Annotated in this window: 33 protein-coding genes; 18 read left to right on the top strand and 15 right to left on the bottom strand. The window is 71.2% G+C overall.

From position 1 onward, the window contains the following. Positions 1–219 precede the first annotated feature (219 nt). The 8 genes from crtI (at position 220) to MFF58_RS08555 (ending at position 9,096) form a co-directional block, all read left to right on the top strand. Positions 220–1,809, top strand: a complete 1,590-nt coding sequence (crtI, locus tag MFF58_RS08520; RefSeq protein WP_238286631.1) for a phytoene desaturase family protein — start codon at positions 220–222, stop codon at positions 1,807–1,809. Next, positions 1,806–2,267 (top strand): DUF2141 domain-containing protein, encoded by a 462-nt coding sequence (locus tag MFF58_RS08525; RefSeq protein ID WP_373323297.1) that lies wholly within the window; start codon positions 1,806–1,808, stop codon positions 2,265–2,267. The genes crtI and MFF58_RS08525 overlap by 4 nt, the downstream gene beginning before the upstream one ends. Before the next feature lie 4 nt (positions 2,268–2,271). Further along, the gene (locus MFF58_RS08530; protein ID WP_238286633.1) at positions 2,272–3,252 is read left to right on the top strand and encodes an ABC transporter ATP-binding protein; all 981 of its coding nucleotides are present in this window, start codon (positions 2,272–2,274) and stop codon (positions 3,250–3,252) included. After that, positions 3,249–4,457 carry an ABC transporter permease gene (locus MFF58_RS08535; RefSeq protein WP_238286635.1) on the top strand — a complete coding sequence of 403 codons (1,209 nt, stop codon included), beginning with the start codon at positions 3,249–3,251 and terminating at the stop codon, positions 4,455–4,457. The genes MFF58_RS08530 and MFF58_RS08535 overlap by 4 nt, the downstream gene beginning before the upstream one ends. 104 nt (positions 4,458–4,561) lie before the next feature. After that, complete coding sequence (locus tag MFF58_RS08540) at positions 4,562–5,404, top strand: type 1 glutamine amidotransferase (RefSeq protein WP_238286636.1); 843 nt, start codon at positions 4,562–4,564, stop codon at positions 5,402–5,404. A 104-nt stretch (positions 5,405–5,508) separates the two neighbouring features. Next, entirely contained in the window at positions 5,509–7,038 is a 1,530-nt protein-coding gene (locus tag MFF58_RS08545; protein ID WP_238286637.1) for a phytoene desaturase family protein, read from the top strand. Between the two features lie 86 nt (positions 7,039–7,124). Next, positions 7,125–7,883, top strand: coding sequence for a lysophospholipid acyltransferase family protein (locus tag MFF58_RS08550; protein WP_238286638.1), 759 nt, complete (start codon positions 7,125–7,127; stop codon positions 7,881–7,883). Between the two features lie 67 nt (positions 7,884–7,950). After that, positions 7,951–9,096 (top strand): glycosyltransferase family 2 protein, encoded by a 1,146-nt coding sequence (locus MFF58_RS08555; RefSeq protein WP_238286639.1) that lies wholly within the window; start codon positions 7,951–7,953, stop codon positions 9,094–9,096. Positions 9,097–9,141: 45 nt separating this feature from the next. On the opposite strand, the gene cutA is transcribed toward MFF58_RS08555, so the two are convergent. Continuing rightward, positions 9,142–9,495 carry a divalent-cation tolerance protein CutA gene (gene cutA, locus MFF58_RS08560; protein ID WP_238286640.1) on the bottom strand — a complete coding sequence of 118 codons (354 nt, stop codon included), beginning with the start codon at positions 9,493–9,495 and terminating at the stop codon, positions 9,142–9,144. 143 nt (positions 9,496–9,638) lie between these two features. Between cutA and MFF58_RS08565 the strand changes: the two genes are divergently transcribed. Both MFF58_RS08565 and MFF58_RS08570 read left to right on the top strand, forming a co-directional pair. Beyond that, positions 9,639–10,406 (top strand): NAD kinase, encoded by a 768-nt coding sequence (locus MFF58_RS08565; protein ID WP_238286641.1) that lies wholly within the window; start codon positions 9,639–9,641, stop codon positions 10,404–10,406. Continuing rightward, a complete protein-coding gene (locus MFF58_RS08570) occupies positions 10,403–10,891 on the top strand; it encodes a GNAT family N-acetyltransferase (RefSeq protein WP_238286642.1) in 489 nt (162 codons plus the stop codon). The genes MFF58_RS08565 and MFF58_RS08570 overlap by 4 nt, the downstream gene beginning before the upstream one ends. A gap of 4 nt (positions 10,892–10,895) precedes the next feature. Here MFF58_RS08570 and MFF58_RS08575 read toward each other — a convergent pair whose 3' ends face one another. The 6 genes from MFF58_RS08575 to MFF58_RS08600 form a co-directional block, all read right to left on the bottom strand. Next, positions 10,896–11,096: a hypothetical protein gene (locus tag MFF58_RS08575; RefSeq protein ID WP_238286643.1), complete on the bottom strand. Its 201-nt coding sequence runs from the start codon at positions 11,094–11,096 to the stop codon at positions 10,896–10,898. 39 nt (positions 11,097–11,135) lie between these two features. Continuing rightward, a complete protein-coding gene (locus MFF58_RS08580; RefSeq protein WP_238286644.1) occupies positions 11,136–11,504 on the bottom strand; it encodes a DUF6481 family protein in 369 nt (122 codons plus the stop codon). Positions 11,505–11,610: 106 nt separating this feature from the next. After that, entirely contained in the window at positions 11,611–11,820 is a 210-nt protein-coding gene (locus tag MFF58_RS08585) for a cold-shock protein (RefSeq protein ID WP_010683690.1), read from the bottom strand. A 513-nt stretch (positions 11,821–12,333) separates the two neighbouring features. After that, on the bottom strand, positions 12,334–13,467 hold the full coding sequence (locus MFF58_RS08590; protein WP_238286645.1) for a beta-ketoacyl-ACP synthase: 1,134 nt from the start codon (positions 13,465–13,467) through the stop codon (positions 12,334–12,336). Next, complete coding sequence (locus MFF58_RS08595; RefSeq protein ID WP_238286646.1) at positions 13,464–13,943, bottom strand: 3-hydroxyacyl-ACP dehydratase FabZ family protein; 480 nt, start codon at positions 13,941–13,943, stop codon at positions 13,464–13,466. The genes MFF58_RS08590 and MFF58_RS08595 overlap by 4 nt, the downstream gene beginning before the upstream one ends. A 22-nt stretch (positions 13,944–13,965) precedes the next feature. Beyond that, complete coding sequence (locus MFF58_RS08600; protein WP_238286647.1) at positions 13,966–14,274, bottom strand: acyl carrier protein; 309 nt, start codon at positions 14,272–14,274, stop codon at positions 13,966–13,968. Positions 14,275–14,586: 312 nt separating this feature from the next. On the opposite strand from MFF58_RS08600, the gene MFF58_RS08605 reads away from it, so the two are divergent. Continuing rightward, positions 14,587–15,714 carry an AI-2E family transporter gene (locus MFF58_RS08605; RefSeq protein WP_238286648.1) on the top strand — a complete coding sequence of 376 codons (1,128 nt, stop codon included), beginning with the start codon at positions 14,587–14,589 and terminating at the stop codon, positions 15,712–15,714. A gap of 13 nt (positions 15,715–15,727) precedes the next feature. Here MFF58_RS08605 and MFF58_RS08610 read toward each other — a convergent pair whose 3' ends face one another. Beyond that, positions 15,728–16,228, bottom strand: a complete 501-nt coding sequence (locus MFF58_RS08610; RefSeq protein ID WP_238286649.1) for a thermonuclease family protein — start codon at positions 16,226–16,228, stop codon at positions 15,728–15,730. A gap of 193 nt (positions 16,229–16,421) precedes the next feature. On the opposite strand from MFF58_RS08610, the gene MFF58_RS08615 reads away from it, so the two are divergent. Continuing rightward, a complete protein-coding gene (locus MFF58_RS08615) occupies positions 16,422–16,673 on the top strand; it encodes a hypothetical protein (protein ID WP_238286650.1) in 252 nt (83 codons plus the stop codon). Between the two features lie 223 nt (positions 16,674–16,896). Here MFF58_RS08615 and MFF58_RS08620 read toward each other — a convergent pair whose 3' ends face one another. Beyond that, a complete protein-coding gene (locus tag MFF58_RS08620; protein ID WP_373323299.1) occupies positions 16,897–17,589 on the bottom strand; it encodes a L,D-transpeptidase in 693 nt (230 codons plus the stop codon). A gap of 157 nt (positions 17,590–17,746) precedes the next feature. Between MFF58_RS08620 and MFF58_RS08625 the strand changes: the two genes are divergently transcribed. Further along, positions 17,747–18,190: a VOC family protein gene (locus MFF58_RS08625; RefSeq protein WP_238286651.1), complete on the top strand. Its 444-nt coding sequence runs from the start codon at positions 17,747–17,749 to the stop codon at positions 18,188–18,190. 7 nt (positions 18,191–18,197) lie between these two features. Here the strand turns inward: MFF58_RS08625 and MFF58_RS08630 are convergent, their stop codons facing one another. Then, the gene (locus tag MFF58_RS08630; protein WP_238286653.1) at positions 18,198–18,641 is read right to left on the bottom strand and encodes a cyclic nucleotide-binding domain-containing protein; all 444 of its coding nucleotides are present in this window, start codon (positions 18,639–18,641) and stop codon (positions 18,198–18,200) included. A 61-nt stretch (positions 18,642–18,702) separates the two neighbouring features. Between MFF58_RS08630 and MFF58_RS08635 the strand changes: the two genes are divergently transcribed. Beyond that, on the top strand, positions 18,703–19,545 hold the full coding sequence (locus tag MFF58_RS08635; protein WP_238286654.1) for an SCO family protein: 843 nt from the start codon (positions 18,703–18,705) through the stop codon (positions 19,543–19,545). Between the two features lie 9 nt (positions 19,546–19,554). Here the strand turns inward: MFF58_RS08635 and MFF58_RS08640 are convergent, their stop codons facing one another. Next, positions 19,555–19,761, bottom strand: a complete 207-nt coding sequence (locus tag MFF58_RS08640; protein ID WP_238286655.1) for a hypothetical protein — start codon at positions 19,759–19,761, stop codon at positions 19,555–19,557. Positions 19,762–20,003: 242 nt separating this feature from the next. On the opposite strand from MFF58_RS08640, the gene MFF58_RS08645 reads away from it, so the two are divergent. Then, positions 20,004–20,192, top strand: a complete 189-nt coding sequence (locus tag MFF58_RS08645; protein ID WP_043349455.1) for a con-10 family general stress protein — start codon at positions 20,004–20,006, stop codon at positions 20,190–20,192. 138 nt (positions 20,193–20,330) lie between these two features. Here the strand turns inward: MFF58_RS08645 and MFF58_RS08650 are convergent, their stop codons facing one another. Beyond that, complete coding sequence (locus tag MFF58_RS08650; RefSeq protein ID WP_238286656.1) at positions 20,331–20,696, bottom strand: hypothetical protein; 366 nt, start codon at positions 20,694–20,696, stop codon at positions 20,331–20,333. Positions 20,697–21,126: 430 nt separating this feature from the next. Continuing rightward, complete coding sequence (locus MFF58_RS08655) at positions 21,127–21,930, bottom strand: response regulator (RefSeq protein ID WP_058194056.1); 804 nt, start codon at positions 21,928–21,930, stop codon at positions 21,127–21,129. 172 nt (positions 21,931–22,102) lie between these two features. On the opposite strand from MFF58_RS08655, the gene MFF58_RS08660 reads away from it, so the two are divergent. Continuing rightward, entirely contained in the window at positions 22,103–22,441 is a 339-nt protein-coding gene (locus tag MFF58_RS08660; protein WP_238286657.1) for a NepR family anti-sigma factor, read from the top strand. A gap of 340 nt (positions 22,442–22,781) precedes the next feature. Here the strand turns inward: MFF58_RS08660 and MFF58_RS08665 are convergent, their stop codons facing one another. Further along, positions 22,782–22,958 carry a DUF1328 domain-containing protein gene (locus MFF58_RS08665; protein ID WP_238286658.1) on the bottom strand — a complete coding sequence of 59 codons (177 nt, stop codon included), beginning with the start codon at positions 22,956–22,958 and terminating at the stop codon, positions 22,782–22,784. Between the two features lie 220 nt (positions 22,959–23,178). On the opposite strand from MFF58_RS08665, the gene MFF58_RS08670 reads away from it, so the two are divergent. Together MFF58_RS08670 and MFF58_RS08675 are read left to right on the top strand one after the other, a co-directional pair. Then, positions 23,179–23,355: a hypothetical protein gene (locus MFF58_RS08670; RefSeq protein ID WP_238286659.1), complete on the top strand. Its 177-nt coding sequence runs from the start codon at positions 23,179–23,181 to the stop codon at positions 23,353–23,355. A 131-nt stretch (positions 23,356–23,486) separates the two neighbouring features. Then, entirely contained in the window at positions 23,487–24,407 is a 921-nt protein-coding gene (locus tag MFF58_RS08675; RefSeq protein ID WP_238286660.1) for an MBL fold metallo-hydrolase, read from the top strand. A gap of 17 nt (positions 24,408–24,424) precedes the next feature. Here the strand turns inward: MFF58_RS08675 and MFF58_RS08680 are convergent, their stop codons facing one another. Continuing rightward, positions 24,425–25,204, bottom strand: coding sequence for a DUF1499 domain-containing protein (locus MFF58_RS08680; RefSeq protein WP_238286662.1), 780 nt, complete (start codon positions 25,202–25,204; stop codon positions 24,425–24,427). Between the last annotated feature and the right edge of the window lie 38 nt (positions 25,205–25,242).

Below are 25,242 nucleotides of genomic sequence, written 5' to 3' on the forward strand. Positions count from 1 at the left end.
CCCGACGCGCGGCCGCACGGCGTCACCGCCCGTCCCCGAATTTTCCGGCGCGGCGAAAACTCCGTATTCTGCCGCGGCGGCGCAGTCCAAGAGGGCACGACCGCGGCGTCCGTCCACGTCCCGCAATCGACACGCGACAAACGGCTGCAATTGTCGTCCGATGATGCGAAGCTAGCTTGGCCGCGACGGGTGCGGGGATTGTGTAAGGAGGCAACTGCGTTGCTTCAGTCTGGGAATGGGTTGCGGGCGCTGACCGGACGCCGGGTGGCGGTGGTGGGGGCCGGTCCGGGTGGGCTCGCGTCCGCCCTGCTGCTTGCGCGCGCCGGGATCCACGTCACGCTGTTCGAGAAGGACGCGCAGGTCGGCGGCCGGACCAAGACGGTCAAGGCTCCGGGTGGGTATCGATTCGATATCGGCCCGACGTTCTTCCTCTATCCACAGATTCTTGCGGACATATTCGCGAGTTGCGGGGAGCGGCTGGAGGACCACGTCAAACTGGAGCGCCTCGACCCGCAATACCACCTCGTCTTCGAGGGTCCGGACGGGATCTCGGGCACGATCCGCGCCACGGGCGACGTCGAACGCCTGGAGCGCGAGATCGCCGGGGTGGCCCCGGACGACGCGAAGAACGTCAAAGCCTTTTTCGCGGAGAACCGCACGAAGCTGAACTATTTCAAGCCCGTGCTTGAGCAGGCTTTCCACACGCTGCGGAGCATGGTGAGCCCGGCCATGCTGGCGGCCCTACCTCATCTGCATCCCGGCCGGAGCGTCGACCGCGACCTGAAGCGCTACTTCGCCGACCCGCGGGTGCGCCTCGCCTTCTCGTTCCAGACCAAGTACCTCGGGATGTCGCCGTTCCGGTGCCCGAGCCTGTTCACGATCCTGTCGTTCCTCGAATATGAGCACGGGGTCTACCACCCGGTCGGCGGCTGCGGCGCCGTCTCCGACGCCATGGCGGGCTTGGCCGGCCGCATGGGCGTCGACCTCCGGCTTAACACGAACGTCGAGCGCGTGCTGTTCGACGGCAAACGCGCCAGCGGCGTCGTGGCGGACGGCGAGACCTTCAACGCCGACGCGGTGCTGATCAACGGCGACTTCGCCAAGGTGGTCCGGGCCCTGGTGCCGGAGCGGCATCGTCCGCGCTGGCGCGACGCCAAGATCCAGAAGGCCCGGCTCTCCTGCTCGACCTTCATGCTCTACCTCGGGATCGAGGGGAACATGCCCGACAGCCTCGGGCACCACACGATCCTCCTGGCCGAGGGCTACGAGAAGAACATCCGTGAGATCACCGAGGGGACGCTGCCGATGCAGCCCTCCCTCTACGTGCAGCACGCCGGCTACACGGACGGCGGCATGGCGCCGCCCGGCCACACGGCCCTCTACGTGCTGGTGCCGGTGCCGAACCTGAAGGCCGGGATCGACTGGGCCGCCCTGCGCGAGACCTACCGCGCCCTGATCCTGGAACGCCTGAAGCTCCTGGGCCTCGGCGATATCGAATCCCGGATCCGCTACGAACGGATCATCGACCCCACCCAATGGGAGGAGGATTTCGCGGTCCACGAGGGCGCCACCTTCAACCTCGCCCACGACCTGATGCAGATGCTGTACTTCCGGCCGCACAACCGCTTCGGACCCGGGCTCTACATCGTCGGCGGCGGCACCCATCCGGGCTCCGGCCTGCCGGTGATCTACGAGGGTGCGCGCATCTCTGCCCGGCTTCTGATCGAGGAGCTGGCCGGCGCCCGCGCGGCCGCAACGGCCGGCATCCCCGAGACCGCGCCGCTCGCCACCTCCGGCGAAGCCTCGTGACCGGGGCCCGGAGGGGCGGTCAGCACGCGACGGGTCGCCTCGCGCTCGCCGTGGCGGCCTCGCTGTGCGCCCTCGCCTTGCCGGTCGCGGCCGCGACCGTTCACGTCGAGGTGGACGGGATCGAGCCCGGCGGCGGCCAAGTGCGCGTGGCCCTGTGCCAGGGCGGGCTTTCGGAGGCGTCGTGCAGCCGCGGCGACGACGCCCCGGCCTCGGCCGACCGGGCGCTGTTCACGTTCCGGGGCGTGGCGCCCGGGACCTACGCGGTGGCGGCCTACCAGGATGGCAACGGCAACGGCCGGCTCGACCGCACCGGCCTCGGCCTGCCGCTGGAGCCCTACGGATTCTCCGGGGGCATCGGCCGCCGGGGGCGGCCGGATTTCGCCGAGGCCGCGTTCGCCCTCCGGGATCCGGGTGTCGCCGTGCGGGTGCGTCTCGCGCGCGCCCTGCCGCGGCGGTGAGACGATGAGCGACCCCCTCGTCCGGATCGAGGGCGTCGACCTCGATCTCCGCGGGCGACGGGTGCTCGAGCAGGTCGACCTCGCCCTCGCCGCCGGCGAGACCCTGGCCCTGCTCGGACCCAACGGGGCCGGAAAATCCTCGCTGATGCGCCTCGTGGCGGGCCGGTTGGGACCGACCGCAGGATCCGTGCGCGTGGCGGGTGCCGATCCCCACCGGGAGGGCGGCGCTCGCCGCGCCATCGGCTGGGTGCCGCAGGAGATCGCCCTTTACCCGCGGCTGACCGTCTCGGAGAACCTCGGCGTGTTCGGGCAGCTCGCCGGCGTGCCCCGGCGCGACCGGAGGGCGGCGGTCGAGGCGGCGCTCGCGATGGCCGACATCGCCGACGTGGCGCGCCGCCCCGTCGGGGTCCTGTCGGGGGGGTACAAACGGCGGGTCAACATCGCGGCGAGCCTGATGAACCGGCCGCGCCTCGTCCTCCTCGACGAGCCGACGAGCGGCGTCGACCTCGCGGCCCGGGCGGCGATCCACGCGGTGCTCGACCGGCTCAAGGCGGCCGGGACGGCGATCCTCATCGCCACCCATGATTTCGGCGAAGCGGAGCGCCTCGCGACCCGGGTCGCCTTCCTGGCGCAGGGTCGCATCGTGCGGGAGGGACGGCTCGCCGATCTCCTGGCGCAGCTGCGCGCGGGCGCGCCGGAGCGGGAGCTGGGCCTCGCCGTGCCGGCGGACGCCGCCGCCGAGGCGGTGCTGCGACGCGCCGGCTTCGCACCGGCCGAGGCGGACGGCCTGACGTGGCGCTCGGTGGAGCGCTCCGGCCTCGACGGCGCGGCCCTGCTCGGCGCCCTGCGGGCGCAGGGCGTGCCCGTCGCTGAGGTGCGGGTGCGCGCGCCGCGTCTGGAAGCGCTCTACCTCGACGCGCTCCGGCCGCGGGAGGTCACGGACCGCGCCGCGCCGCCCCCGCGCCGCCTCGGATCCGCCCGGTGATCGGCGCCGCGTTCCGGGTCATGGCCTTGACCCTCATGCGCGACCGCGCTGCCCTGGTGATGGCCTTCGTCCTGCCGACCGTGATCTTCTCGATCTTCGCGGCGATCTTCTCCGGGGCGACCGGCGACCGGATCCGGATCCACCTGGGGCTGGCCGATCTCGCGCAGACGGCCGCCACCGGCCGCCTCGCCGACGCGCTGGCGGCCGACGCGTCCCTGCGGGTCACGCGCCTGCCGGCAACGGGTCTCGCGGAGGTGGCGCGCGCCGTGCGCTCCGGCGAGGTCGACGTGGCGCTCGTCCTGCGCGGCGACCTGATCGCGGCCCCCGCGGCCGCGGCATCCGCGCCCGCAAGCCAGCCGGTGGTCCTGGTCGAGAATCCCGCCAAGGCTCTCGCGACGCCGATCGCGCTGGGCCAGCTCCAGCGCGTTCTGAACGAGGCGCTGCCCGACGTGGTCCTGTCCCGCATCGTCGCCGACGTGGAGCGGACCGGGAAGATCGGGGCGGACGAGCGCCGCTTTCTCGACGAGGCCTTCGCGGAGCAGCGCGCGAAGAAGGAACCGTTCAGCTTCGCCGACATGGTCGAGCGGCGCAGCACCGCCGCCGGCAGCGGCAACGCGCGGGTGAGTTACTACGCGGGGGCGATCACGGCCGTCTTCCTGCTGTTCGCCGCCATGCAGGGGGGGATGTCCCTGGTCGAGGAGCGGGAGACCGGCCTCGCCGAGCGGCTGATGGCGGGGCCGGGCGGCCTGCCGGTCGTCGTGCTGGGCAAGTTCGGCTTCCTGACCGTGCAGGGCGTCGTCCAGGCCGGCCTAATCTTCCTGGCCGCCGCGCTCCTGTACGGTGTCGAGATCGGGCCGCACTGGCCGGCGTTCCTGGCGGCCTGCCTGCTGGTCTCCGCGATGGCGGCGGGCCTTGCCCTCGCCGCCTGCGCCCTCGCCGCCTCGCGCCAGCAGGCTCACCTCGCTTCGACCTTCGGCGTGCTGCTGCTCTCGGCCGTGGGCGGCTCGATGGTGCCCCGGTTCCTGATGCCGCCGTGGCTGCAACAGGCGGGCTGGCTCACTCCCAACGCCTGGGCGATCGAGGCCTATCAGAGCGCCCTGGGCGAGGGCTTCGCCGCCGCGGCGCCGGCACTGGCGGTGCTGGGGGCGTTGACCCTCGGGGGGCTGGGCTTCGCCCTGGCGCTGGCGGCGCGACGGACCGCCTGAGCCGGGACGCATCGGCTCCGCGACGATCCGCGCCGTTTCCGCGCGCGTAAGCGCGCCGACATACGGACAGCGCGCCGCTTCGAACCTGCTCTACGGAAAGCCCAATGCTCCGCCTGCTCATCGCCGACGGCAACGACCGTGCGGCCCGTGATCGGCACGTCGCCGCCACCGGCCGCACCTCGGCCGAGTCCTACGCGGCGGTGGTGCGGGATCTCGTCCCCGAGACCGCCTGCCGCCTCGTCAACCCGGCCGATGCCGACGCGAACCTGCCGGCCGGCCTGTCGGATTTCGACGGGCTGATCTTCACCGGATCGACCCTCAAGGTCGGCGAAGGCACGCCCGAAGTGACGCGGCAGCTCGACCTGATGCGGTCGGCCCTGGAGGCGGGTCTGCCGGTCTTCGGCTCGTGCTGGGGCGTGCAGGTCGCCGCCACCGTGGCCGGCGGCAAGGCTGCCGCGAACCCGCGCGGGCCGGAATACGGGTTCGCCCGGGCGATCAGTCCGACCGAGGAGGGCCGCACGCATCCGCTGCTCGCCGGGCGTCCGGCCTCGTGGGACGCGCCGGCGATCCATTCGGACGCCGTGCTGCAGCCCCCGGCCGGCGCCCGCGTACTGGCCGGGAACCGAATCCTGGGCATCCAGGCTCTGGAGATCCGGCACGGCGCCGGGTGGTTCTGGGGCACCCAGTACCATCCGGAACTTGATCTCGACGATCTCGCCGCCATGCTGCGCCTCTGCGAAACCGCGATCGTGGAGGCGGGCCTCGCCGAGGATCCAGCGGGCGTGTCGGGCTACGCGGACGAGATCGTGGCCCTGAAGGGGGACGACCCGGAGGCGGCCCGCCGTCTCGCATGGCGCCACGGCCTTGGCCCGGAGGTGCTCGAAGCGGATCTGCGCCGCCGGGAAATCGGCAACTTCCTGGCGCGCCTGTCCACAGGCGAAGCCTGATCGGCCGCTGCCGCGACCGGGTGGCGCGTTGACCGGGCCGGCCCCGCGTCTAGCTTCGCTCTCGTGGGCCACGTTCGAGAGGGCCTCGGGAGCGATCCAGCAGGATGAGCCAGGATTCCACGGTCGCCGTCATCGGCAGCGGGCTCGGCGGACTCGCGGCCGCGTGCGTGGCCGCCGCGCGGGGCCACCGCGTGACGGTCTACGACAAGAACGGCTGGCTCGGCGGCAAGGCGGCGGTGCTGCACGAGGGTGGCTTCCGCTTCGACATGGGCCCGACGATCCTGACCGTGCCGCGCGTGCTGGAGCGAATCTTCGCCGAGGCCGGCCGCTCAGTCCACGACTACATGGACCTGCGCCGCCTCGACCCCCAGTGGCGCTGCTTCTTCGATGACGGCACCCACATCGACCTGATGCAGGATGTCGAGCGGATGGCCGGCGACATGGAGCGCTTCGCCCCCGGCACCGGCGAGGGCTACAAGAAGTTCCTGTCCATCTCGGAGCATCTGCACGGCGTCTCGGAGAAGTTCTTTTTCTGGAAGCCCGTCGAGGACCTGTTCGATACGATCAACATCCGCGCCAACATGAATCCCGGCACGCTGCGGGACGTCCTGTCCCTACGCATGCACGCCTCGGTCGCCAGCACCATCCGCGGCAAGGTGAAGGATGCGCGTCTGGCGCAGATGCTCGACCATTTCGTGCAGTATGTCGGCTCCTCGCCCTACGGCGCGCCGGCGGTCCTCTGCGCCATCGCACACATGCAGACGGCAGACGGCGTCTGGTACCCGATGGGCGGGACCCGCGCCGTGGCGGAGGGGCTGGCGAAGCTCGCCCAGGAACTCGGCGCCACCTGCAGGACCGACACGGAGGTCACGGGGATCGAGACCGCCAACGGCGCGGTCCGCGGCGTGCGCACCGCCGCGGGCGTGACGCCCTTCGACGCGGTGATCTCCAACATGGATTCGGTGCGCACCTACCGGGAACTCGTCGGGGGCGATGCCGCCAAGGCCTACGCGAAGAAGAACCCCGAGCCGGCCTGTTCGGGCGTGGTGCTCTACCTCGGTCTGAACAAGCGCTACGAGCACCTGAACCACCACGACTTCGTCTTCTCCCGCGATCCCGAGGAAGAGTTCGACTACATCTACAACAAGGGCGAGCCGGCCCCGGACCCGACCGCCTACCTGGCGGCGCCCTCCTCGACGGATCCGAGCGTGGCACCGGAGGGCGGCGAGGCGCTCTACGTCCTGGTGCACACCCCCTACCTTCGGCCGCATCACGATTGGCGTCCGGACGGACCGCTGTTCCAGAACTACCGCCGGACGATCCTCGAGAAGCTCAAGCGCACCGGCGGCATGCCGGACCTGGAGGAGCGCATCGTGGTGGAGCGCCACCTGACGCCCCAGGACATCCACGAGCGCTATCGCGTGCTGAACGGCGCGATCTACGGGCTCGCCTCACACGGGCGGGTGATGGGGGCGTTCAAGCCCGGCAACCGCTCGCGGCAGGTCCGCGGCCTCTATCTCGCCGGCGGCGCCGCCCATCCGGGGCCCGGCATGCCGATGGTGATGATGTCCGGCTGGATCGCCGCCGACGCGCACGACCAGGACGCACGCGGCGCCCTGCGCGCCTCGGCGTGACAGCCGCGCAACCCTCCCCTCCCCCGACCGGCGGGGCGGGGCGACGTTCGCCCCTGCCACCTGTCTCCCCCACGATCCGCACTTTCATGGTGGCGTGGTTCGAGCGCTACCTGCACCGTCACCTCGACGCCCTGCGCCTGCCGTTGTGGAGCACGCCGCCGGCCGCCGACCATCCCGGCCCGATCGTCGTCTACAGCAACCACCCCGCGTGGTGGGACGCGGCCCTGATCATCGTGCTGGCGGGGCGGCTCTATCCGTCGCGGATCAGCCGCGCGCCCTTCGACGCGGCCATGCTGGCGCGCTACCGCATCTTCGAGCGGATCGGCGCCTTCGGGGTCGATCTCGAAAGCCCGCGCGGCGCCGCGCAGTTCCTGGCCGCCGCCCGATCCATCCTCGCGACGTCCGACGGCATGCTCTGGATCACCGCGCAGGGCCGCTTCGCCGACGCGCGTGCGAGGCCGCTCGACCTGCGGCCCGGCGTGGCGCGGCTCGCCGAGATCGCACCGGACGCCCTGTTCGTCCCGCTGGCGGTCGAGTACGCCTTCTGGGACGAGCGCGGCGCCGGGGCCTTCGCGGCCTTCGGGGCCGGCATCGCCGCCGCGGAGATCGCCGCCCTGCCGCGAGCGGACCGGCTCGCACGCCTCGAACTCGATCTGACTGCAACCCTGGACCGGCTCAGCGCCGACGTGATCAGCCGGGAGCCGGAACGTTTCCGCGCCCTGGTCACGGGCCGGAAGGGCGTCGGAGGGATCTACGACCTGTGGCGACGCCTCGCGGCGCGGCTCTCCGGGCGCCGCTTCGATCCGGCTCACCGGGCGCCGAACCGATCCGGTCCCACCGCATGACCTCTTCCACTCGCTCTCGTCCGCGTGCGATGCCGGGAGCCGGCGGCGCCTCACCCAAGGCCGGAGCATGACCGATTCGTTCACCGCGATTCCGACCGCGCTGGCGCTGCTGTGCCTGATCGCGGCGCTGCTCCCGGCGGTGCTGGCCGCCGTGAACCTCTCGGTCCTGCGCCGGCCCGCACCGCAGGACGATCCCGATCTCGTCTCGATCCTGATTCCGGCGCGGAACGAGGCCGGCAACATCGCCGAGACCGTGCGGGCGGCCCTCGCCAGCACCGGCGTGCCCGTGGAGGTGATCGTCGGCGACGACCATTCGACGGACGCGACGCCGGAGATCGTCCGCGCGATCGGCGACCCGCGCCTGCGCCTCGTATCGGTTCCGACGCTGCCCGAAGGCTGGACGGGCAAGAACCACGCCTGCAGCCACATGGCCGGGTCGGCCGCCGGCCGGCACCTGCTGTTCATCGACGCCGACGTGCGTCTGGTACCGGAGGCGGCGTCCTGCCTCGCCGCGCAGGCGCGCCGCACCGGGGCGGCCCTGGTCAGCGGCGTGCCGCGCCAGCGCACCGAGACCGTCGGCGAGATGCTGACCGTGCCGATGATCGACTTCCTGCTCCTCGGCTACCTGCCCGTCCTCCTGATGCGCCGCCTGCGCGATCCGTCCCTCGGCGCGGCCTGCGGACAGCTCATCCTGATCGACCGCGCAGCCTATGAGGCGACCGGCGGCCACGGTGCGATCCGCATGTCCCTGCACGACGGCGTGCGGTTGCCGCGGCTGTTCCGCGCCGCCGGCTACAGGACCGAGCTCGTCGCGGCGGCAACGCTGGCCACGTGCCGGATGTACGAGGGCTTCGCCCAGGCCTGGGCGGGCTTCTCCAAGAACGCGCACGAGGGCATGGCGACGCCCCGCGCCCTGCCGGTCTGGACCCTGCTGCTCGGCTGCGGCCAAGTCCTGCCACCGCTCCTCGTCCTGGCCGGCCTGTGCGGGCTGATCCCAACCCCGGCCCTCGTTGCCGCCGCGCTCGCCCTCCTCCTCGCGCTCGCGACCCGGACGGCAATCACCCTGGCGGTGCGGGCGCCGCTGGCGACGATCCCGCTCCATCCGGTCGCGGTCTTGGTCGCCCTGGCGATCCAGTGGAACGTCCTGCTACGCCGGGAGCGCGCCGGCGCGGCCACCTGGAAGGGCCGGAGCTATCCGGTGAGCGGCGCCTGAGAGGGGGGCCGATCCGCCGCTTGCCCCCGCCCCCGCATCGGCCGGTCAGGCTTCCTGAACCGGCGAGCCGTTCGACGCACCGGCCCCCGTCTCCGCCAGGATCCAGGCCGCCGTGTCGGCATCCGCGCCCGCAACCGGCAGGTGCAGGATGATCGGCGTCTCGTAGGGATGGCGCGCCTTCAGGGCCGCCGACAGCGCGTCGGCGAGACCCTCGCGGCTCTTGAGGATCGCCGCGACCTCCTCGCCCCGCGCCACGGTGCCCTGCCAGCTGTAGACCGAGTGCATCCCGGGCAACACGTTGATGCAGGCGACGAGCCGCTCGCGGACCAGGGCTTCGCCGATATTGAGGGCCGAGGCGAGGTCGGGAAAGGTGGTGTAGACGAGGAGCGGACGCTCCATGCTATGCCTCCGGGTGCGCGGGTGTCTCGGGAGTGAGGCGCAGGCCGGGCCTGGACGTCAACCGGGCGGTTCGCTCAACAGACTGGAGCCGTGACGTGAACGCCGACGCGACCCCGACGCGCCCGCCTGGCTGCGCCTGAGCGATGCCGCGCTTCAAGAAGATCGCCTTCGTGGCGAGCCCCACCGGCTACGCCCGCGAAGCCGCCGCCGCCCTGATGCGGCGCTACGACCACGTCCCGCCCGAGGAGGCGGACGTCGTGATCGCTCTCGGTGGCGACGGTCTGATGCTCCAGGTCCTCCATCGGTTCATGGATCACCCGAAGCCGATCTACGGGATGAACCGCGGCACGGTCGGCTTCATGATGAACGAGTTTCGGGACGACGATCTCCTGGAACACTTGGAGAGCGCCCAGCGCAGCGTCATCCACCCGCTGATCATGGACGTGCTCGACACCGAGGGCCGCTCCCATCGGGCGCGGGCGATCAACGAGGTCTATCTGCTGCGCCAGACGCATCAGACCGCCAAGCTGAAGATCGCCGTCGACGGGAACGTGCGTCTCGATCTGCTGATCGCCGACGGCGTGCTGGTCGCCACCGCGGCCGGCTCCACGGCCTACAACCTGTCGGTCGGGGGCCCGATCCTACCTCTCGACGCCAAGTTGCTGGCGCTGACCCCCATCTCGGCCTTCCGGCCCCGCCGCTGGCGCGGTGCACTGCTGCCGGATTATGCCCGGATCCGGATCGACGTCCTGGACGCCCCCCATCGCCCCGTGGCGGCGGTGGCCGACCACACCGAGTTCCGCCGGGTCTGCACGGTCGAAACGTCGCTCGACCGCGCCACCGAACTGGTCCTGCTGCACGATCCGGGACACAGCCTGGACGAGCGCATCCTGCGCGAGCAGTTCGGTTGAGCCTCCGCATCCGCCACGCCGACGGAGCGGATCACGCGGGGATCGCGCAGATCATCCTGCCGGTGATCCGGGCCGGCGAGACCTACGCGCTCAATCGTGACCTGCCCGAAGCCGAGGCCCTGGCGTACTGGACCGGCGCGGACCGCGAAACCTTCGTGGCGGAGTGGGACGGGGCTATGCTCGGCACCTACTACCTGCGCGCCAATCAGGCGGGCGGAGGTGCCCATGTCGCCAATTGCGGCTTCATGACCGAGGCGGCCGCGTCGGGCCGCGGGATCGCGCGGGCCATGTGCGCGCACGCCCTCGACCGGGCGCGGGCGCGCGGCTTCGCGGCGATGCAGTTCAACTTCGTGGTGAGCACCAACGTCCGGGCCGTTCGGCTCTGGCACAGCTTCGGCTTCGACACGGTCGGACGTCTCCCGGGGGCCTTCCGGCACCCGGGGCTGGGCGAAGTCGACGCCCTGGTGATGTTCCGGCGGCTCTAGGCCCTCAGGCGAGGGGCGCGGCCACGAGATCGCTCTCGCGGATGGCCCGCTCCCCGGCCTGGGTGCGGATCCGGTACGAGGGCTCGCCGGTCTGGTCCGCCGGCATCAGCCGCAGGATCTCGAACACCTCGCCCTCGCCCTTGTCCCCGGGCAGCCCGAGTCGGGGCCGGCACACCCGCTGGCCGATCTTGTACTTGTGGGACATGCCGGGCTCCTGAGCGGTTCCGGAGGCGCGCGTCGCGGCTCAGCGCCGCTTCTGCGCCTTCGCCTTGCGGGCGATATAGCGTGCGTCGCGCTGGGCCTTCTGCTCGGCCTGGAGGGCCTTGGCGCGTTCCTGGGCGGCGAGCTGCTCGGCGTGCTTGCGCTCGATCTCGGCGAGACGCTCGGCCTCGGCGCGCGCGGCGGCCTTCTCGATCTCGACCTGACGCTGCGCGGCGCGCTCGGCCGCGCGGGCCTCACGGGCATCGACCACGGCGCGGCGGGCGGACTGGCGGGCGAGAACGGCCGGATCGTCGGCGGTGGGACGCGCCCGGAAGCGGGCCAGCATCTCGGACCGCGCCTTGGCGGCCGTCTCGAGGCGATCGACGACACCTTGCTTGTTCAGAAAGCTCACAGACACTCCTGGATCGGGCGCGGAAACCGCCGCCCACAGAGGGAATTGCAGATACGAAGAAGCCGCTCCGGGGGAGCGGCTTCAAAAGAGACCCTTCGGACGGGGATCAGGCCGTCTGGAGCTGGCCGGCTGACTGCTTGCCGGAGCGACGGTCGGTCTCCAGCTCGTAGGAGACCTTCTGGCCCTCGTTCAGGCTGCGCAGTCCCGCGCGCTCGACGGCCGAGATGTGGACGAACACGTCCTTGCCGCCGTCATCCGGCTGGATGAAGCCGTAGCCCTTGGTCTCATTGAACCACTTGACGGTTCCGGTGCTCATGGAAGTCCTTAGATCTTCGCAGGAAAAGTGAGTGGTTGCGCCCGCTCGGCTGAGCTGGCGCCGGCATCGACCGCTAGCGATAGGAAAGTCAGAACCGCCCTGCGAAGGCGTAACGGTCCAAGATATCCGGACACGTGCCGATGGCACTGAAATAAACCCCCGACGGTTTTTTGGCAAGCGCGGAGCAATACTTCCGACGGCAATCGGCCCGCCGCGCTGGCAATTCCTCGAACGATAACGGCGGTTTATGGCGCCGGAAGCGCCACGTGAGCCAGGCGGCCGCGGGATGTACCGGGCGCGATCCTGGAGATCTGTTCCCGGGAGCCCGTGAGGCTGCGCATTCGCGCGAGCGGAGCCGGTCCGCCCGTCCGTCGACGCAGGCTGGCTTCCGGGCAGCGGAGCGGGACCCGCGCGGTGCGGGCCCCTTGGCCGACGACGGACGCCGCCGCGGCATCAGGCCGACGGCGGATCGCGGGGCGGCGCAGACCCGCCGCTTCGCGGTGGCTCTGGCGGCTAGGGTGACGCTGGAACCACGCGGAGCACCCCTTCGCCGCGCCGATGCCCCACCGTCGTCACGGCGACCTCGCGGGCCCGGCCGTGGGCGACGAGGGCGGCCGCGAGTGCCGCCCCGAGCGGTGCCGCCACCTCAAGCCCGTGCCCGACGACATCGCCGAGGGCGCGGATGCGGGCTCCGGGCGCCAGGCGTGCAAGAGCATCGCCCTCCTCCGCGGTGATCGACGGGACGCCGGTGGCGCCCGACAGGATCCGGTCGGGCGCCGTGAGGCCGGCCTTCTGCCAGAGGTCGGCGAGGCTGCCGGCGAGGCTGCCGGGCATGCGCCGGGTGCGGTCGCTCGCCACGGCGTCGAGACGGGCGAAGGCGCGGGCCCCACGGGCGGCGGCGTGATCGTCCGATTCGAGCATCAGGAAGGCGGCGCAGCTGCCCAGGATGAAGCCGCCCGGCGCGCCGCGCGCGAAGACCGGCCGATAGCCCCCGTGGGCGAGGTATCCGCCCATCTCGTGGACCACCAAGACGTCCGGCCGCTCGGCGCTGTAGGAGCCGCCCACCAGGATCGCGTCGATCTGGCCCGAAGCGACCCGTGCCCGAGCGATCCGGAGGGAGTCGACCCCGGCGGATTCCTCGCCCATGAAGGTGCGCGAGGCCCCCGTCACCCCGTGCACGATGGCGATGTTGCCGGCGAGGAGATTGGAGAGCTGGGCCAGGAACAGGGTCGGGCGCAGGTCGTTCTGGAGCCGCTCGTTGAGGTAGGCGCCGGGGTCCGGTGCGTCGCGCAGGCCCGTCAGGATGGCCCCGTCGACCGCGTAATCCCGCTCGCCGCCGCCGGCCGCCACCACGAGGTGGAGCGCCTGCTTCAGGGCGGCGTCGTCCTTCACCCCGGCCGAGTCGAGGGCGAGGCCCGCGGCGTAGACGCCGAGCCGCTGCCACGCCTCCATCTGACGCTGGTCGCTGCGCTTGGGGATCTGGCCGTCCCAGGCGATCGCCGGGGCGGGATGAACCGGATACGGGGCGAAGGTTTCGGTGTCGGTGCGCGGCGCCGCGTCACCGTCGAGGGCCGCGAGGTGCGCCTCGACGCCCTCGCCCGCGCAGGAGACGAGGCCCAGACCGGTGATGACGACCGCGCGGCTCATGATCGGCTCACGGGCTGGCGCGCGTCCGGGAACAGGCCGATCGTCCGTGCCCGCTCGCGCATGGGCACGTCGAGCCCGTCGGGGAACGGCATGGTGCGGAAGCGCAGCTCGGCATCGCACAGCGCCTTGCCGGCATGGCTGATCGCCGCCCGGGTGACCGCGTAGCCCGAGCCGTCATGCTCCAGGCTCGCCGTGACCACCAGTTCCGCCCCCGGCCCCACGAAGGAGCGGAAGCGCGCCTTGTCGACGCCGGTAAGGAACGGCATCCGCGTGAAGTCGAGATGGGCCAGCACGAGGTAGCCGGAGGCCTGCGCCATGGTCTCGGTCAGGAGCACCCCGGGCACCAGCGGATGGCCGGGGAAGTGCCCCTCGAAGACGGGGCTCTCCAGGGGCACCCGGGCGAGCGCCTCGATGCGGCCGGCGGCCCGGTCGAGGAGCCGCACGGAATCGATCATCTCGAAGTATTCGAGGCGCATGACGTGTCGAATCGGCCTTGGTTCAGACCTTGGCGGCCTTCTCGGCCACGAGGCCGTCGATGCGCGCGCACAGGTTCTTGAGGACGAAGTATTCCTCGGCCGGGACCTTGCCCTCGTTGACCTCCTGGGTCCAGCGCTCCAGGGGCAGCTTGATCCCGAAGGCCTTGTCAACCGCGAAGGCGATGTCGAGGAACGCCAGACTGTCGATACCGAGATCGTCGATGGCGTGACTCTCGGGCGTGATCTTGTCCCGCGGGATGTCGGCAGTCTCGGCTATGATATCGGCCACGCGCTGGAAGGTGGCGCTGCCGTGGGCGGGCTCGTCGGACATGTCTTCTCGCGGGCTGTTCGAATTCCGGGTCGGTCGTGCGGGAGCCCCCTCGCCGCCGGGCGGCCCGGCACTCGCGCCCTGCGCGGCCACCCTACGCATATACGGGCCATCCTACACGGCCCGGTCGGATGGCGGCGACCTCTACACGAGGGGGTCAGGGGCGGCAACCGCGACGGTTCCCACGGCGTTTCAGGGCTTGTCCACAGCGTATCGGCAGCGCGCAGGATCGTGCGCGCGGACGCGCGTACCGCTGCCCGGCGCCGCCCCTAGGTGCAGGGTGCGGCGGCCATGTCTGCCCAGGAGACCTGACGGATGCAACCAATGATCAAGCCCGGCACGACGCCGGTGCCGGTCGAGACGCAGCCCCCGGGGGCGGAGCCGCCGCAGGAGCGAGCGCGCTCGCAGGGGGCGGCCCGGGTCCTTCTGGCGCTGGCGCTCGCGGCCCTCGGCCTGTGGATCCTGCACGAGTTCCTGCCGGCCTTGGCCTGGGCGGTCGTGCTGGCGATCGCCCTCTGGCCGCTCTACACGCGCCTCGAGCACCGCTTTCCGCCCGGCAAGCACAACCTGCTCCTGCCCACGCTCATGACGGCGGCCGTGGCCCTCGTCTTCCTGGCGCCCCTGGCGATCCTCGGCATCCAGGCCGCCCGGGAGGCCCACGACGTGGCCGAGTTCGTCCGCAACGCGGAGGCGAACGGCATCGCGGCGCCCGAATTCCTTCAGCACCTGCCCTACGGCGCGCCTCAGGCGACGGCGTGGTGGAACGACAATCTGGGCCACGCCAAGGCGGGTTCCGAGCTGCTGCGCCGCTTCGAGAACCATTCGGTGATCGGCGCCTCGCGCAACGTTGGCCGCGAAGTCATGCACCGGATCGTGCTGTTCGGCTTCAGCCTCGTGGCCCTGTTCTTCCTGTTCCGCGACTGGCGGACGGTGCGGGACCAGTCGCTCACCGCCTGCCATCGCCTGTTCGGCCCGCGCGGCGAGCGCGTCGCCCGTCAGATGGTGGCCTCCGTGCACGGCACCGTCGACGGCCTCGTGCTGGTCGGCCTCGGCGAGGGCTTCGTGCTCGGGATCGTCTACTACTTCGCGGGCGTACCGCACCCGGTCCTGCTCGGCGCCTTCACGGCGGTGGCCGCGATGATCCCGTTCGGCGCCGCCGTAGCCATCGCCATCGCGGCGCTTCTGCTGGTGGCGGCGGGCTCGGTGACGGCGGCCATCGTGGTCGCGGCGGCCGGCCTCGTGGTGACCTTCGTGGCCGACCACTTCATCCGACCGGCCCTGATCGGCGGCACGACGAAGCTGCCCTTCCTGTGGGTGCTGCTCGGCATCCTCGGAGGTGTGGAGACCTTCGGGCTGCTCGGCCTGTTCGTCGGTCCGGCCGTCATGGCCGCCCTCGTGCTACTGTGGCGGGACTACACCGAGGGCCACGACCGGACGGCCTGAACCGGCCGCGCGGCTACTCGGCCGCGCCGGCCCCAGCCGACGCCTCGACGCGGCGCCGGTCCTGGCGCCAGTCGGCCGGCTTCTCGAAGGTGCCGGCCCAGATGCCGCGGCGGGTCGCCCAGGCGTGGCCCTCCTGGCGGACATAGGATGCCGTGACTTGGCGGCTGGCGAGCGCCAGTCCCTGTCCGACCATCCAGGCCGACAGGTCCTCGCCGTGGACGTGGCAGATCCCGGCGAGCCGACCCGCGACCGTGTCGCGCCGCTCGCACGTGACCACGGCCCCGGCGATCCGGGCGTCCAGCGCCAGCGCGGCCTCGCGACCGCAGCGGTATTCCAGCCCTTTCGCGGTCTCGCAGCTCTGCGCGGTCTCGGGGGCATCGATCCCGTAGAGGTGGATGCGGGTGCCCTGCACCTCGATCGTGTCGCCGTCGATCACGGTCGCCGGACCGCTGACCGTCCCGGCCGCGGCCGCGGGGCCGCAGAGGAGGAGCAGGGCGAACATCGGTCTGATCATCGAAGAATGGTCCACGCGGGAGGCGTTCGATCTGAGAGAGGTCTGGTGAAGCCGCCAAGCTGCGCGGCCAATGTGGCGATTTTGCCGACTCACACACTTGCAGGTCGCACAAAGGGAACGCTATCGCGCGCGGGTTGCGAAAGTGTTCCGCGCCGCGCCCCGGAACGGCGGCTCCGGGCGACCGTTGAGCTGCATGACCTTTTTCAAGACCCTGATGGGCGCCCTCGCCCTGTGTACGGCCCTCTTGGTTTGGGCCGACCACGCCATCGGACCGGTCCGTCCGGTCGTCGAGACGGCGACGGGTCTGACGGCCGCCGAGGTGCTGGCGAGCGACGGCATGGCTCCGGACGGGCGGCCCGGCGATCCCATCCTGGACCGCGCGGCCCTCGGCCGGCTCGTCGGGGCGGTCGCGGGCGGGAAGGAACCGACCGCGCCGGCCGGCTGAGGCACCGGCTCGACACGCCGCCATGACGGGCGGGTCGCGATGACGTCGGGCCACGCGCGGCCTGAGGTCTCCGCCCCGTCGAACCCGCGCCGCTTGCCGTGAAGGCGGTCCGAGAACCGCGATCCTGCGCCGCCGGAGCACGGCGAAGGCCGTGAGGGATGACGGCTTGGAACGGGCGACCGATTTCCGGCCGGCGCGGCGCCGCGCCCGGGTGGACCGCGCCTCAGACCCGGTACTTGCCGTTGCGCTTGATGAGGACGCGGGTCCCAACCGGCACGCGCTCGTAGAGGTCGGCGATGTCCTCGTTCAGCATCCGCACGCAACCCGACGACAGCTGCTCGCCGATGCTCCAGGGCTCGTTGGTGCCGTGGATGCGGAACAGGATGTCGCGGTTGCCCTGGTAGAGGTACAGGGCGCGGGCACCGAGGGGATTGTCGACGCCGCCCTTGCGGGTCCGCGGCAGATCGGGATTGAGCGAGACCATCGTGACGGTCGGGCTCCAATCCGGCCAGACGCCCTTGCGGCCGACCCGGGCCTCGCCCTTCCACGAGAAGCCAGCCTTCCCGACGCCGACGCCGTACTGCATCGCGGTGCCGTCCGCCTGCACGAGGACGAGCTGGCGCTTGTCGATGTCGACCACGATCGTGCCGGGCTGCTCCGGCCCGTTGTAGCTGACCTGCTGGCGGCGATACTTCGGATCCAGGCGCCCGGTGTCGACGAGCGGGATGTCGTAGGGCTTGTCGGGCTTGGACCCGATGTACCACGCCGAATCGTCGTCCTGCGCGACCTGAACGGGCCGGGTCTGGCACGCGGCCAGGGGTGCGATCGCCACGACGGCGAGCAGGATTCGCGAGCGGACAAGCCGGCGAATGCGGCTCCAGGCCGAGGGGTAAGTCGCGATCATAGGTCCTGTCATGCGGGTGCGGTCCTCGGGCTATGACTACCGTCTCGCGGTCGGCGACGATGTAGCTTTTCCGCCGCAGCGGGCGGCCAGCGCCTGCTCCCGCGGCCACGGTTGCGCCCTAATTCTGAATGGCGGCGGATCGTGACGGCGCCATTCGCGGAGGAGATCGATGCCCGAGACCCAGACCCTGTCCGAGGAATCCACGCTCGCGCCGGTGGCGGCGCTCAGGCCGGCCATCCACCTCGACCATTGCGTGATCCACGTGAGCGATTGGGGGCGCTCCAACGCGTTCTACCGCGACGTGGTGGGCGCCGAGATCATCGAGCGGGGTCCGGGCTTCGCCTACAGGTTCGGCGGCGTGCAGCTCAACTGCCACGGTCCGGGCGTCGCGGCGACGCCGGTGGCCGAGAAGCCGGTCCAGCCCGGCAACAGCGACCTCTGCTTCCGCTGGTCCGGGACGATTGAGGACGCGATCGCGCATCTCGAAGCGGCCGGCGTGCCCGTGGAACTCGGCCCGGTCGAGCGGCACGGCGCCGCAGGCGCGGGCGTCAGCGTCTACTTCCGGGATCCGGACGGCTCACTGCTGGAGTTCATCACCTATCCGCCGGCGTGATCCCGCCTCAGCCCCGGCTCTCGGCGAGCGCTTGGTTGGTTTGCTCCAGGCGCAGCGCGAGCACCCGCATCAGGGCGATACTGATCTGTGGAAACTGTGCCAACAGCTCCAGGAACACGCCGCGGTCGATGCGCAGGGCGGTCACCGCGGATTCCGCCGTCACGGTGGCCGACCGGGGCTGCTCGGCCAGGATGCCCATCTCGCCCACGAGGGCATCCTGGCCGAGCAGCGCCAGACGCACCGGGCCGGCGGGACCGTCGATGCTGACCTCCGCGGTCCCCTGCAGGATCACGTAGGCCGCATCCGCCACGTCGCCGCGGGCGAAGAACCGCTGCCCGGGCTCGAAATGCACCCGCTCGCTGGTGAAGGCCAGGAGCTTCAGGCGCGCCGGCTCCACTTCGCGGAACAGCGGCACCTGCTTCAGGGAGGAAACCTCGGTGTCGAGGGTCATACAGCGGCTCCGCGGCGGATCTCAGGCCCAGGACGGCGGGGCCGGACGAGCCCGCACATCCATGCGGTTCGTCAAGCACTTGTCTAGTCCCGCACCGGGCCAAGGGGGCTCCCGGACGCGCCGGAGCCTCACCGCCCTGTCGCTGCTGGCCCTGTGCCTGGCCGCGCCGCCGGCCCGGGCCCGCCTCGTTCAGGCCGACCTCGCCCGCGTCGCGGCGGCACCGTCGCCGGGCGCCCGCGCGCCCCTCGACCTTCCGGTCACAGACGCCCGTACCGGGCGGGCCACGACGCTCGGACAGGCGCTGGCCGGACGGCCCACCCTGCTGCTGCCGGTGGACTACACCTGCGGCAACGTCTGCGACCCGATGGTGTCCATGTCGGCCGACGCCCTGGCGGCCACCGGCCTGCCGGCGGGCGGCTATGCCCTGATCCTCGTGGGGATCGACCCGCGCGACGATGCCGCAGCCGCCCGCCGGATGATCCGGGAGACGCTGGGCGACCGCGCGGACGCGATCGCCCTCGTGCCGCTCGTGGCCGCGGAGGCGGCCGTCGCCCGGCTCACCGGGGCCCTCGGCTATACCGCGATCTACGATGCCGACACGGACAGCTTCGCCCACCCAGCCGCCGCCCTGCTGCTCGCCGGCGACGGGCGCGTCGCCCGCGTGCTCTCGCCCCTGGCTCTCACCGGGCGGGACCTGCGCCTCGCGCTCACGGAGGCCGGCGAGGGCCGGATCGGCGGGCTGGCCGACCGGCTCGCCCTGCTGTGTTACGGCTTCGACGCCGTCCGCGGCGTCTACACGCCACTCGTCCAGCGCATCCTCGCCGTGGCCGGGATCGTCACGATCCTGGCCATCGGACTGCTGATCTTCGGGCTCACCCGCCTGACGCGGAGGCAGGCGGGCTGAGCCGGCACCTCATCGCTTGGTCGACAGGCCCTGCTCGCCGGGCCCGGGGGCCTCGCGCTTGAGGCTCGCATTCAGGTGCGGCGAATCCACCGGCTCCTCGCGGGTCGTTGGACGGGCGGAATCCTCCGGTGCCGGCATCGGCGGAAGGGGCGGTGCATTCGGCTTCATCTGCGGCGGCGACCCGGCGCCGTCCTTCACCATGTTGCGATTCGTCATCCTGTCAGAAGCCCTTTCGCGATCGCCGCCCCATGCGGCCCGCCGAGTCGTCCGCCGCGCCTCGGGCGCATTCCGAGAACAGGCGCGGACAAGCAAACCCGGTCGTTCGGTGGTCAACGCGGCGCACAAGAGCCCGGTTGCCGCCAAGCTGAGCTGTTAGAAGCTTAAGCAGGTCTCGGAACAGGAACCTTGGTTATTGCTGAAGGTTGTTGCGGGGTGAAGCGAAGCCTGAGGAGGAACTGATGGCATCCGGAAATTCGACCTCGAAGCGGGGCTTTGCCTCGATGAACTTGGAGCGGCAGCGCGAGATCGCCAGCAAGGGCGGCCGCAGCGTGCCCGCCGAGAAGCGTTCGTTCTCCCAGGACCGCGAACTCGCGTCGTCGGCGGGGCGCAAGGGTGGCCAGTCCACGGGTACCGGCCGCGCCGAGTGACGCAGCCGAACCTTCGTAATGCGTAACGGCGCCGCGTCCTCCGGACCGGCGCCGTCTTCATTCCCAACATGGCGCGCACAACAAAAGGCCCCGCCGATGGACGGGGCCTTTTGTTGTGCGCGGTGATAGGTTTCTCGATCAGGAGATGCAGCGGCCCGGGGTCATGCGCCGCGCCTCAGGACCGACCAGTGAGCTGAGGGCCGTCTCGCAACCCTCACGCACCAAGCGACGCGGGGGCTGCTTCAGGATCGGGCGGATGCTCAGATCCTCCGCCTCGCCCGCCACCGGCGCCGTACGGCTCTCAATCTTCTGGACCCCCGCGACCCGGGTGGGGCTGATGGACAATGGGACCGGCCGCATTCCCGGCAGCGGCGCTTGGCTCATCTGCATCGTCGGGACCGGCGCAGTCCAGCGATCGGCTGTTTCCCGCACCACCGGCTGCACCAGAACGGTGAGGAGAGCGGCGGGAGCGCTCACGCCCAGAATGAAACCAGACCGCAGCATCGCCCCGACCTCATCGCGAGAGCTTGACAGGATGTGGTGATAACGCGGCCTGCAATCGCAGGTTCCTAGACTTCCGCGCTTCTACGCGCCCTCAGTATTCAATCGCCGTCGCGGGATTGGTGCGACGGCGCACGCGCGCCATCCACAACTGTCCCCCGTGGTTTTTTAGCCACTTCCGTCGAAAAAGTGCGCGCCCTGGAACCTCCCGGTTCCGCGGCCGTTTCTCCAGCACCCGGCCACCTGGTCCTCCCCGCATTCCCCTTGTGCATCGGCCGGAACCTTCGCGACGGGCTGGAGCCTTCTCCGGCCCGTTTTTTTGCGTCCGGCGCCGGACCGTGCCGGCATAAAAAAACCCCGGCTCGCGCCGGGGCTTCGTATCCGTTCGGAGACGTCGGGGCGGCGGACTGTCCCGCCGATACGCCGCGTCAGGTCACGCGGTCTTGGCTTCCCGACGGCGGGCCGTCTGCTGGAAGAACAGCGCTTGGCTGATGACAGCGGAGACGTTGGCGGGCTGGAACGGCTTCGCGATGAGGAAGGCCGGCTCGGGCCGCTCGCCGGTGAGGAAGCGCTCCGGATAGGCCGTGATGAAGATCACCGGCACCTCGAAAGTCTTCAGCAGGTCGTTCACGGCGTCGAGACCGGAGGATCCGTCGGCGAGCTGAATATCGGCCAGGATCAGTCCGGGCCGCTTGCCCTCGCCAGCGATCTTGATCGCTTCGGTGCGAGTGCGGGCGACGCCGATCACGTTGTGGCCGAGACCCTCGACAAGCGCCTCGAGATCCATGGCGATGAGCGGCTCGTCCTCGATGATGAGGATCTCTGTGGCCATGTCGGCGGCGAGCTCACGGCCGGCCTCGTCCACGAGGTCGCGGACCTCTGACACGTCGACGGCCAGGATGATCGCAGCGTCCTCCTCGGAGAAGCCTTCGAGGCAGGAGAGCAGGAAGGCCTGCCGCGGCAGCGGCGTGATCTGGCCGAGGCGGACCTCCGCCGGAAGGTCGTGCTGAACCTGCTCGCTGCGGCCGTTCACCGAGAGCGAGTTCCAGATCCGCGTGAAGACGCGGAACAGGTCGGCCTTGATGTTGGTGCTGCGGCCGAGCGTGTCAGGCTCGTTGACCAGGGTCTCCAGCGTGGCGGCGACGTACGCGTCACCCGCCACTTGGCTCCCCGTGAGCGCGCGCGCGTAGCGGCGCAGGTACGGCAGGTGCTGTACCACGAGTTGCGATGTCGACATTCGATCCCCTGTGCCTCGCCGTGTTGCCCGGCCGCGTCACCTCGATCTGTAACCGAAGCGGTGCCGGGGCCGGCTTGTATCCTGCGCAGCCTACCGCCCAACGCGGCGGCCCGCACTCCGTTCCACCCCCCGGCGGAACCGATCCCGGCGGGCAGGCGTTGCCGCCGCAGCCATGGCGTATGTCGAGCCGCAGCACAATGCGGCCAAGCCGACTTCGGCACTAAGGGGCGTATCGATGGTGGACCAGGGGAAGGATGCGGCTCTCCGCGCGCGGGATCCGCGTTCGGGAACTGCTTCCGATCACAGATCAGAGATCCGAAACAGCAACGTCGACGAAACCCGTCCGTCGAGCGCCAGAAATGCGACCCGCAGCAGCCTGACTGATCACACCCGCAATCGCCTCGCCGCGCAGTTGCGGACGATGTACGATTCCATCACGCAGCAGCCCGTGCCCGATCGCTTCGCGGACCTGATCGCCAAGCTCGACAGTGGTGACGGCGGGAAAGCCTGACGGGCGTCTGGTTTCGGCCGCTCATCGCGGCAACTTTGCGCGACGCTCTCTGCGCAGTCTTCGCGGGCAGATGACGACAGCGGAGACTCGTGAGGCGTGGCGGCCGCAGCATCCGGTTGCTCCGCTCTGATCGCGCAGGCCGGCCGAGAACAAGGCTCGCAGTTCACCAGAGGCCAACGGACCGGAGCACGCCTGCGTGTCTGAGAAGCGGCACTGCCGCGATCGCGAAGCCGCCCGTCGCACCGACCGATAGTATCAACGAAGAAGCCGCCGCGAATCGCGGCGGCCCTCACCTTCGTCGCGCCGGCACGAACGCCGGGCCGGCGTGAATTGACACGCGTCAGAGTGTCGGCGAGCGGCCGCGCATCAGGCCCACGACGGCCGAGATCGCGAATAGGACGATCGCCACGAAGAACACCAGCTTTGCGGCTTCCACAGCCGTTCCGGCGATTCCACCGAAACCAAGCAGCGCGGCCACGAGGGCGACGACAAGGAAAGTTACGGCCCAACCGAGCATTGTTCGTATCCTTCGAAAAAATTCAACGCGGGCGGGCCGCGTCGTTCTGACCACGAAAACGCCAAGGTTTCGCTCGGGTTCCGCCCCCTCGACAAAGTCCTGTGCGCGGTATCCCCAGGGCTGCGACGTCCAGAACGTCGGGCCGCGGCAATGGGTGACGGAACGGTACGGAGAGGCTAGCGTTCGAAGATAGGTCGTCAGGTTCGAGCCGGGATCCGTGATGCTGCACTCTGCCAAGAAAGCCGTTCAATCGAAGACAGCCGCGACGGCCGCCCGCCTCGCGGCGTTCATCGACAGAGCCGGCGACGCTCTGCGCGAGGCAGCGCTCGGCCTCGTTCCGGCCCCCGCGCCCGTCCCGGTCCGCGTCCGCGCCCGGCGCCAGAACCGGGCGGAATGAGCCGACGCCGTCGGTCGATCCCAGACCGGCCCGCATCGGCGGCTGGCCCAGGATGTCGTCGGTGCCTGCAGCGTTTGCTACGCGGCGTGGATGAGCCTTAGGAAGCGCCCACCAGATCGCGCGAGGCGGCGATGGCGGACGCAGACGAGATCAAGCTGACTTTCGATCCCTCGATGCCCCGGGCCGAATGCCTGGAGACGGTCGCACCGCTGATACGCCGGCGCGTGGCGCCGAACGGCGGCCCGTTCACGGCGAGCGGCACCTGCACCTACGTGATCGGCCAGGGTCGCGTCGCGGTGCTTGATCCCGGCCCGGACCATCCCGGCCACATCGACGCGCTCCTCCGTGACCTCTCCGGCGAGACGATCGAGGCCATCGTAGTCACCCACACCCATCGCGATCACTCGCCCGGCGCCCGGCTCCTCGCCGCCCGGACAGGGGCGCCGATCCTCGGCTGCGGATTGCATCGGACCGCGCGGGACCTGACCGACGCGGAGGTACCGAGGCTCGACGCCAGCGCCGACCGGGATCACGACCCCGACCGTGTCATGGCGGAGGGCGATGCCGTCACCGGTCCGGGCTGGACCCTCGTCGCGGTGGAGACGCCCGGGCACACGATGAACCACCTCGCCTTCGCGCTGCCGGAGGCGGAAGCCCTGTTCTCGGGTGACCACGTCATGGCGTGGTCCACGACGATCGTGGCCCCACCGGACGGGACGATGCGCGCCTACATGGCCTCGCTCGACAAGCTGCGCGGCCGCACTGAATCCATCTACTGGCCGGGCCATGGCGGCCCGGTCCGCGACCCGGCCCGCTTCCTCCGCGGCCTCGCGGGCCACCGCCGCCAGCGCGAAGCCGCGATCCGGGGCCGGCTGGCCGCCGGTGACGAGCGCGTCGCCGAGATCGTCGCGGCGATCTACCAGGGACTCGATCCGCGGCTGAAGGGAGCGGCGGCCCTGTCGGTCCTCGCCCATCTGGAGGATCTGGTCGGGCGCGGGCTGGCGCGGACGGAGGGCACGCCGAGCCTCGACGGGACCTTCGCCCCCGCCTGAGGACGGTCGGCGCGGCCTCACTTCACCGCGAGGGCGAGGTTGGCGACGTCGTCGAGGTAGGCGCGGATCCGGTCGGCATTGCTGCCGAAGTCGCGCCCGCCGAGCCGCGAGGCCGACCGGACGTCGATCCGGGCCCCGTCGGCACGGGGGCGGATCCGGACGGTCACGTCGTCCGGCAGGTTGAGGATCAGACCGCGCGCCACCGCCTCGATCCGGCCGTTGCCGGTGCGGCCGCCCGGGCGGATCGCCTCGACGATCTGCCAGTTCCGCTTCAGGGCGGCCTTGCGGGCCAGTTCGAAGGCCTCGTCGGCGCCGATATCGAGGGTCAGCGGGGCGATCTGCGGATAGGCGCCGCGTTGGCGCTCGCGGAGCGACGGATCGGGTTCGGCCGGGTAGCGGCCGCCGCGGGCCGTGAAGGCGGCGCGGGAGCGCGAGTAGGCGGGCGGATTGTCGATGTCGGTGGTGATGTCCGACAGGGCCGGCAGGCGCAGGCCGCGCAGGCCGAGGAAGGCCGGATAGCCCAGCACGAGGAGTGCGAGGATCAACCCGGCGACGGCGGCGCCGAGACCCCGCGCGCCCTCGCGCCAGACCTGCACGAAGGCGAAGACCGCGGCGAGCGCCGCCGCGATGGCGATGCCGAGCCCGGCCACCAGGGCGGCGAGCGCCGCGTCGGTATCGGCACGCGGGTCGCGGACCAGGATCAGCGCGATCCCGGTGGCGACGATGGAGAACACGGCCAGCCGGCGGGCCAGCGGCCCCGCGCGGGTGACGGGTTCCTCGATGAGCAGGCGGCGCATGGGGATCATGGGGCGGTGGGCGCGATCTTAGAGCTTGG

Origin of the sequence: Methylobacterium longum (genome assembly GCF_022179385.1) — a bacterium.
In the GTDB taxonomy this organism is placed as follows: domain Bacteria; phylum Pseudomonadota; class Alphaproteobacteria; order Rhizobiales; family Beijerinckiaceae; genus Methylobacterium; species Methylobacterium longum.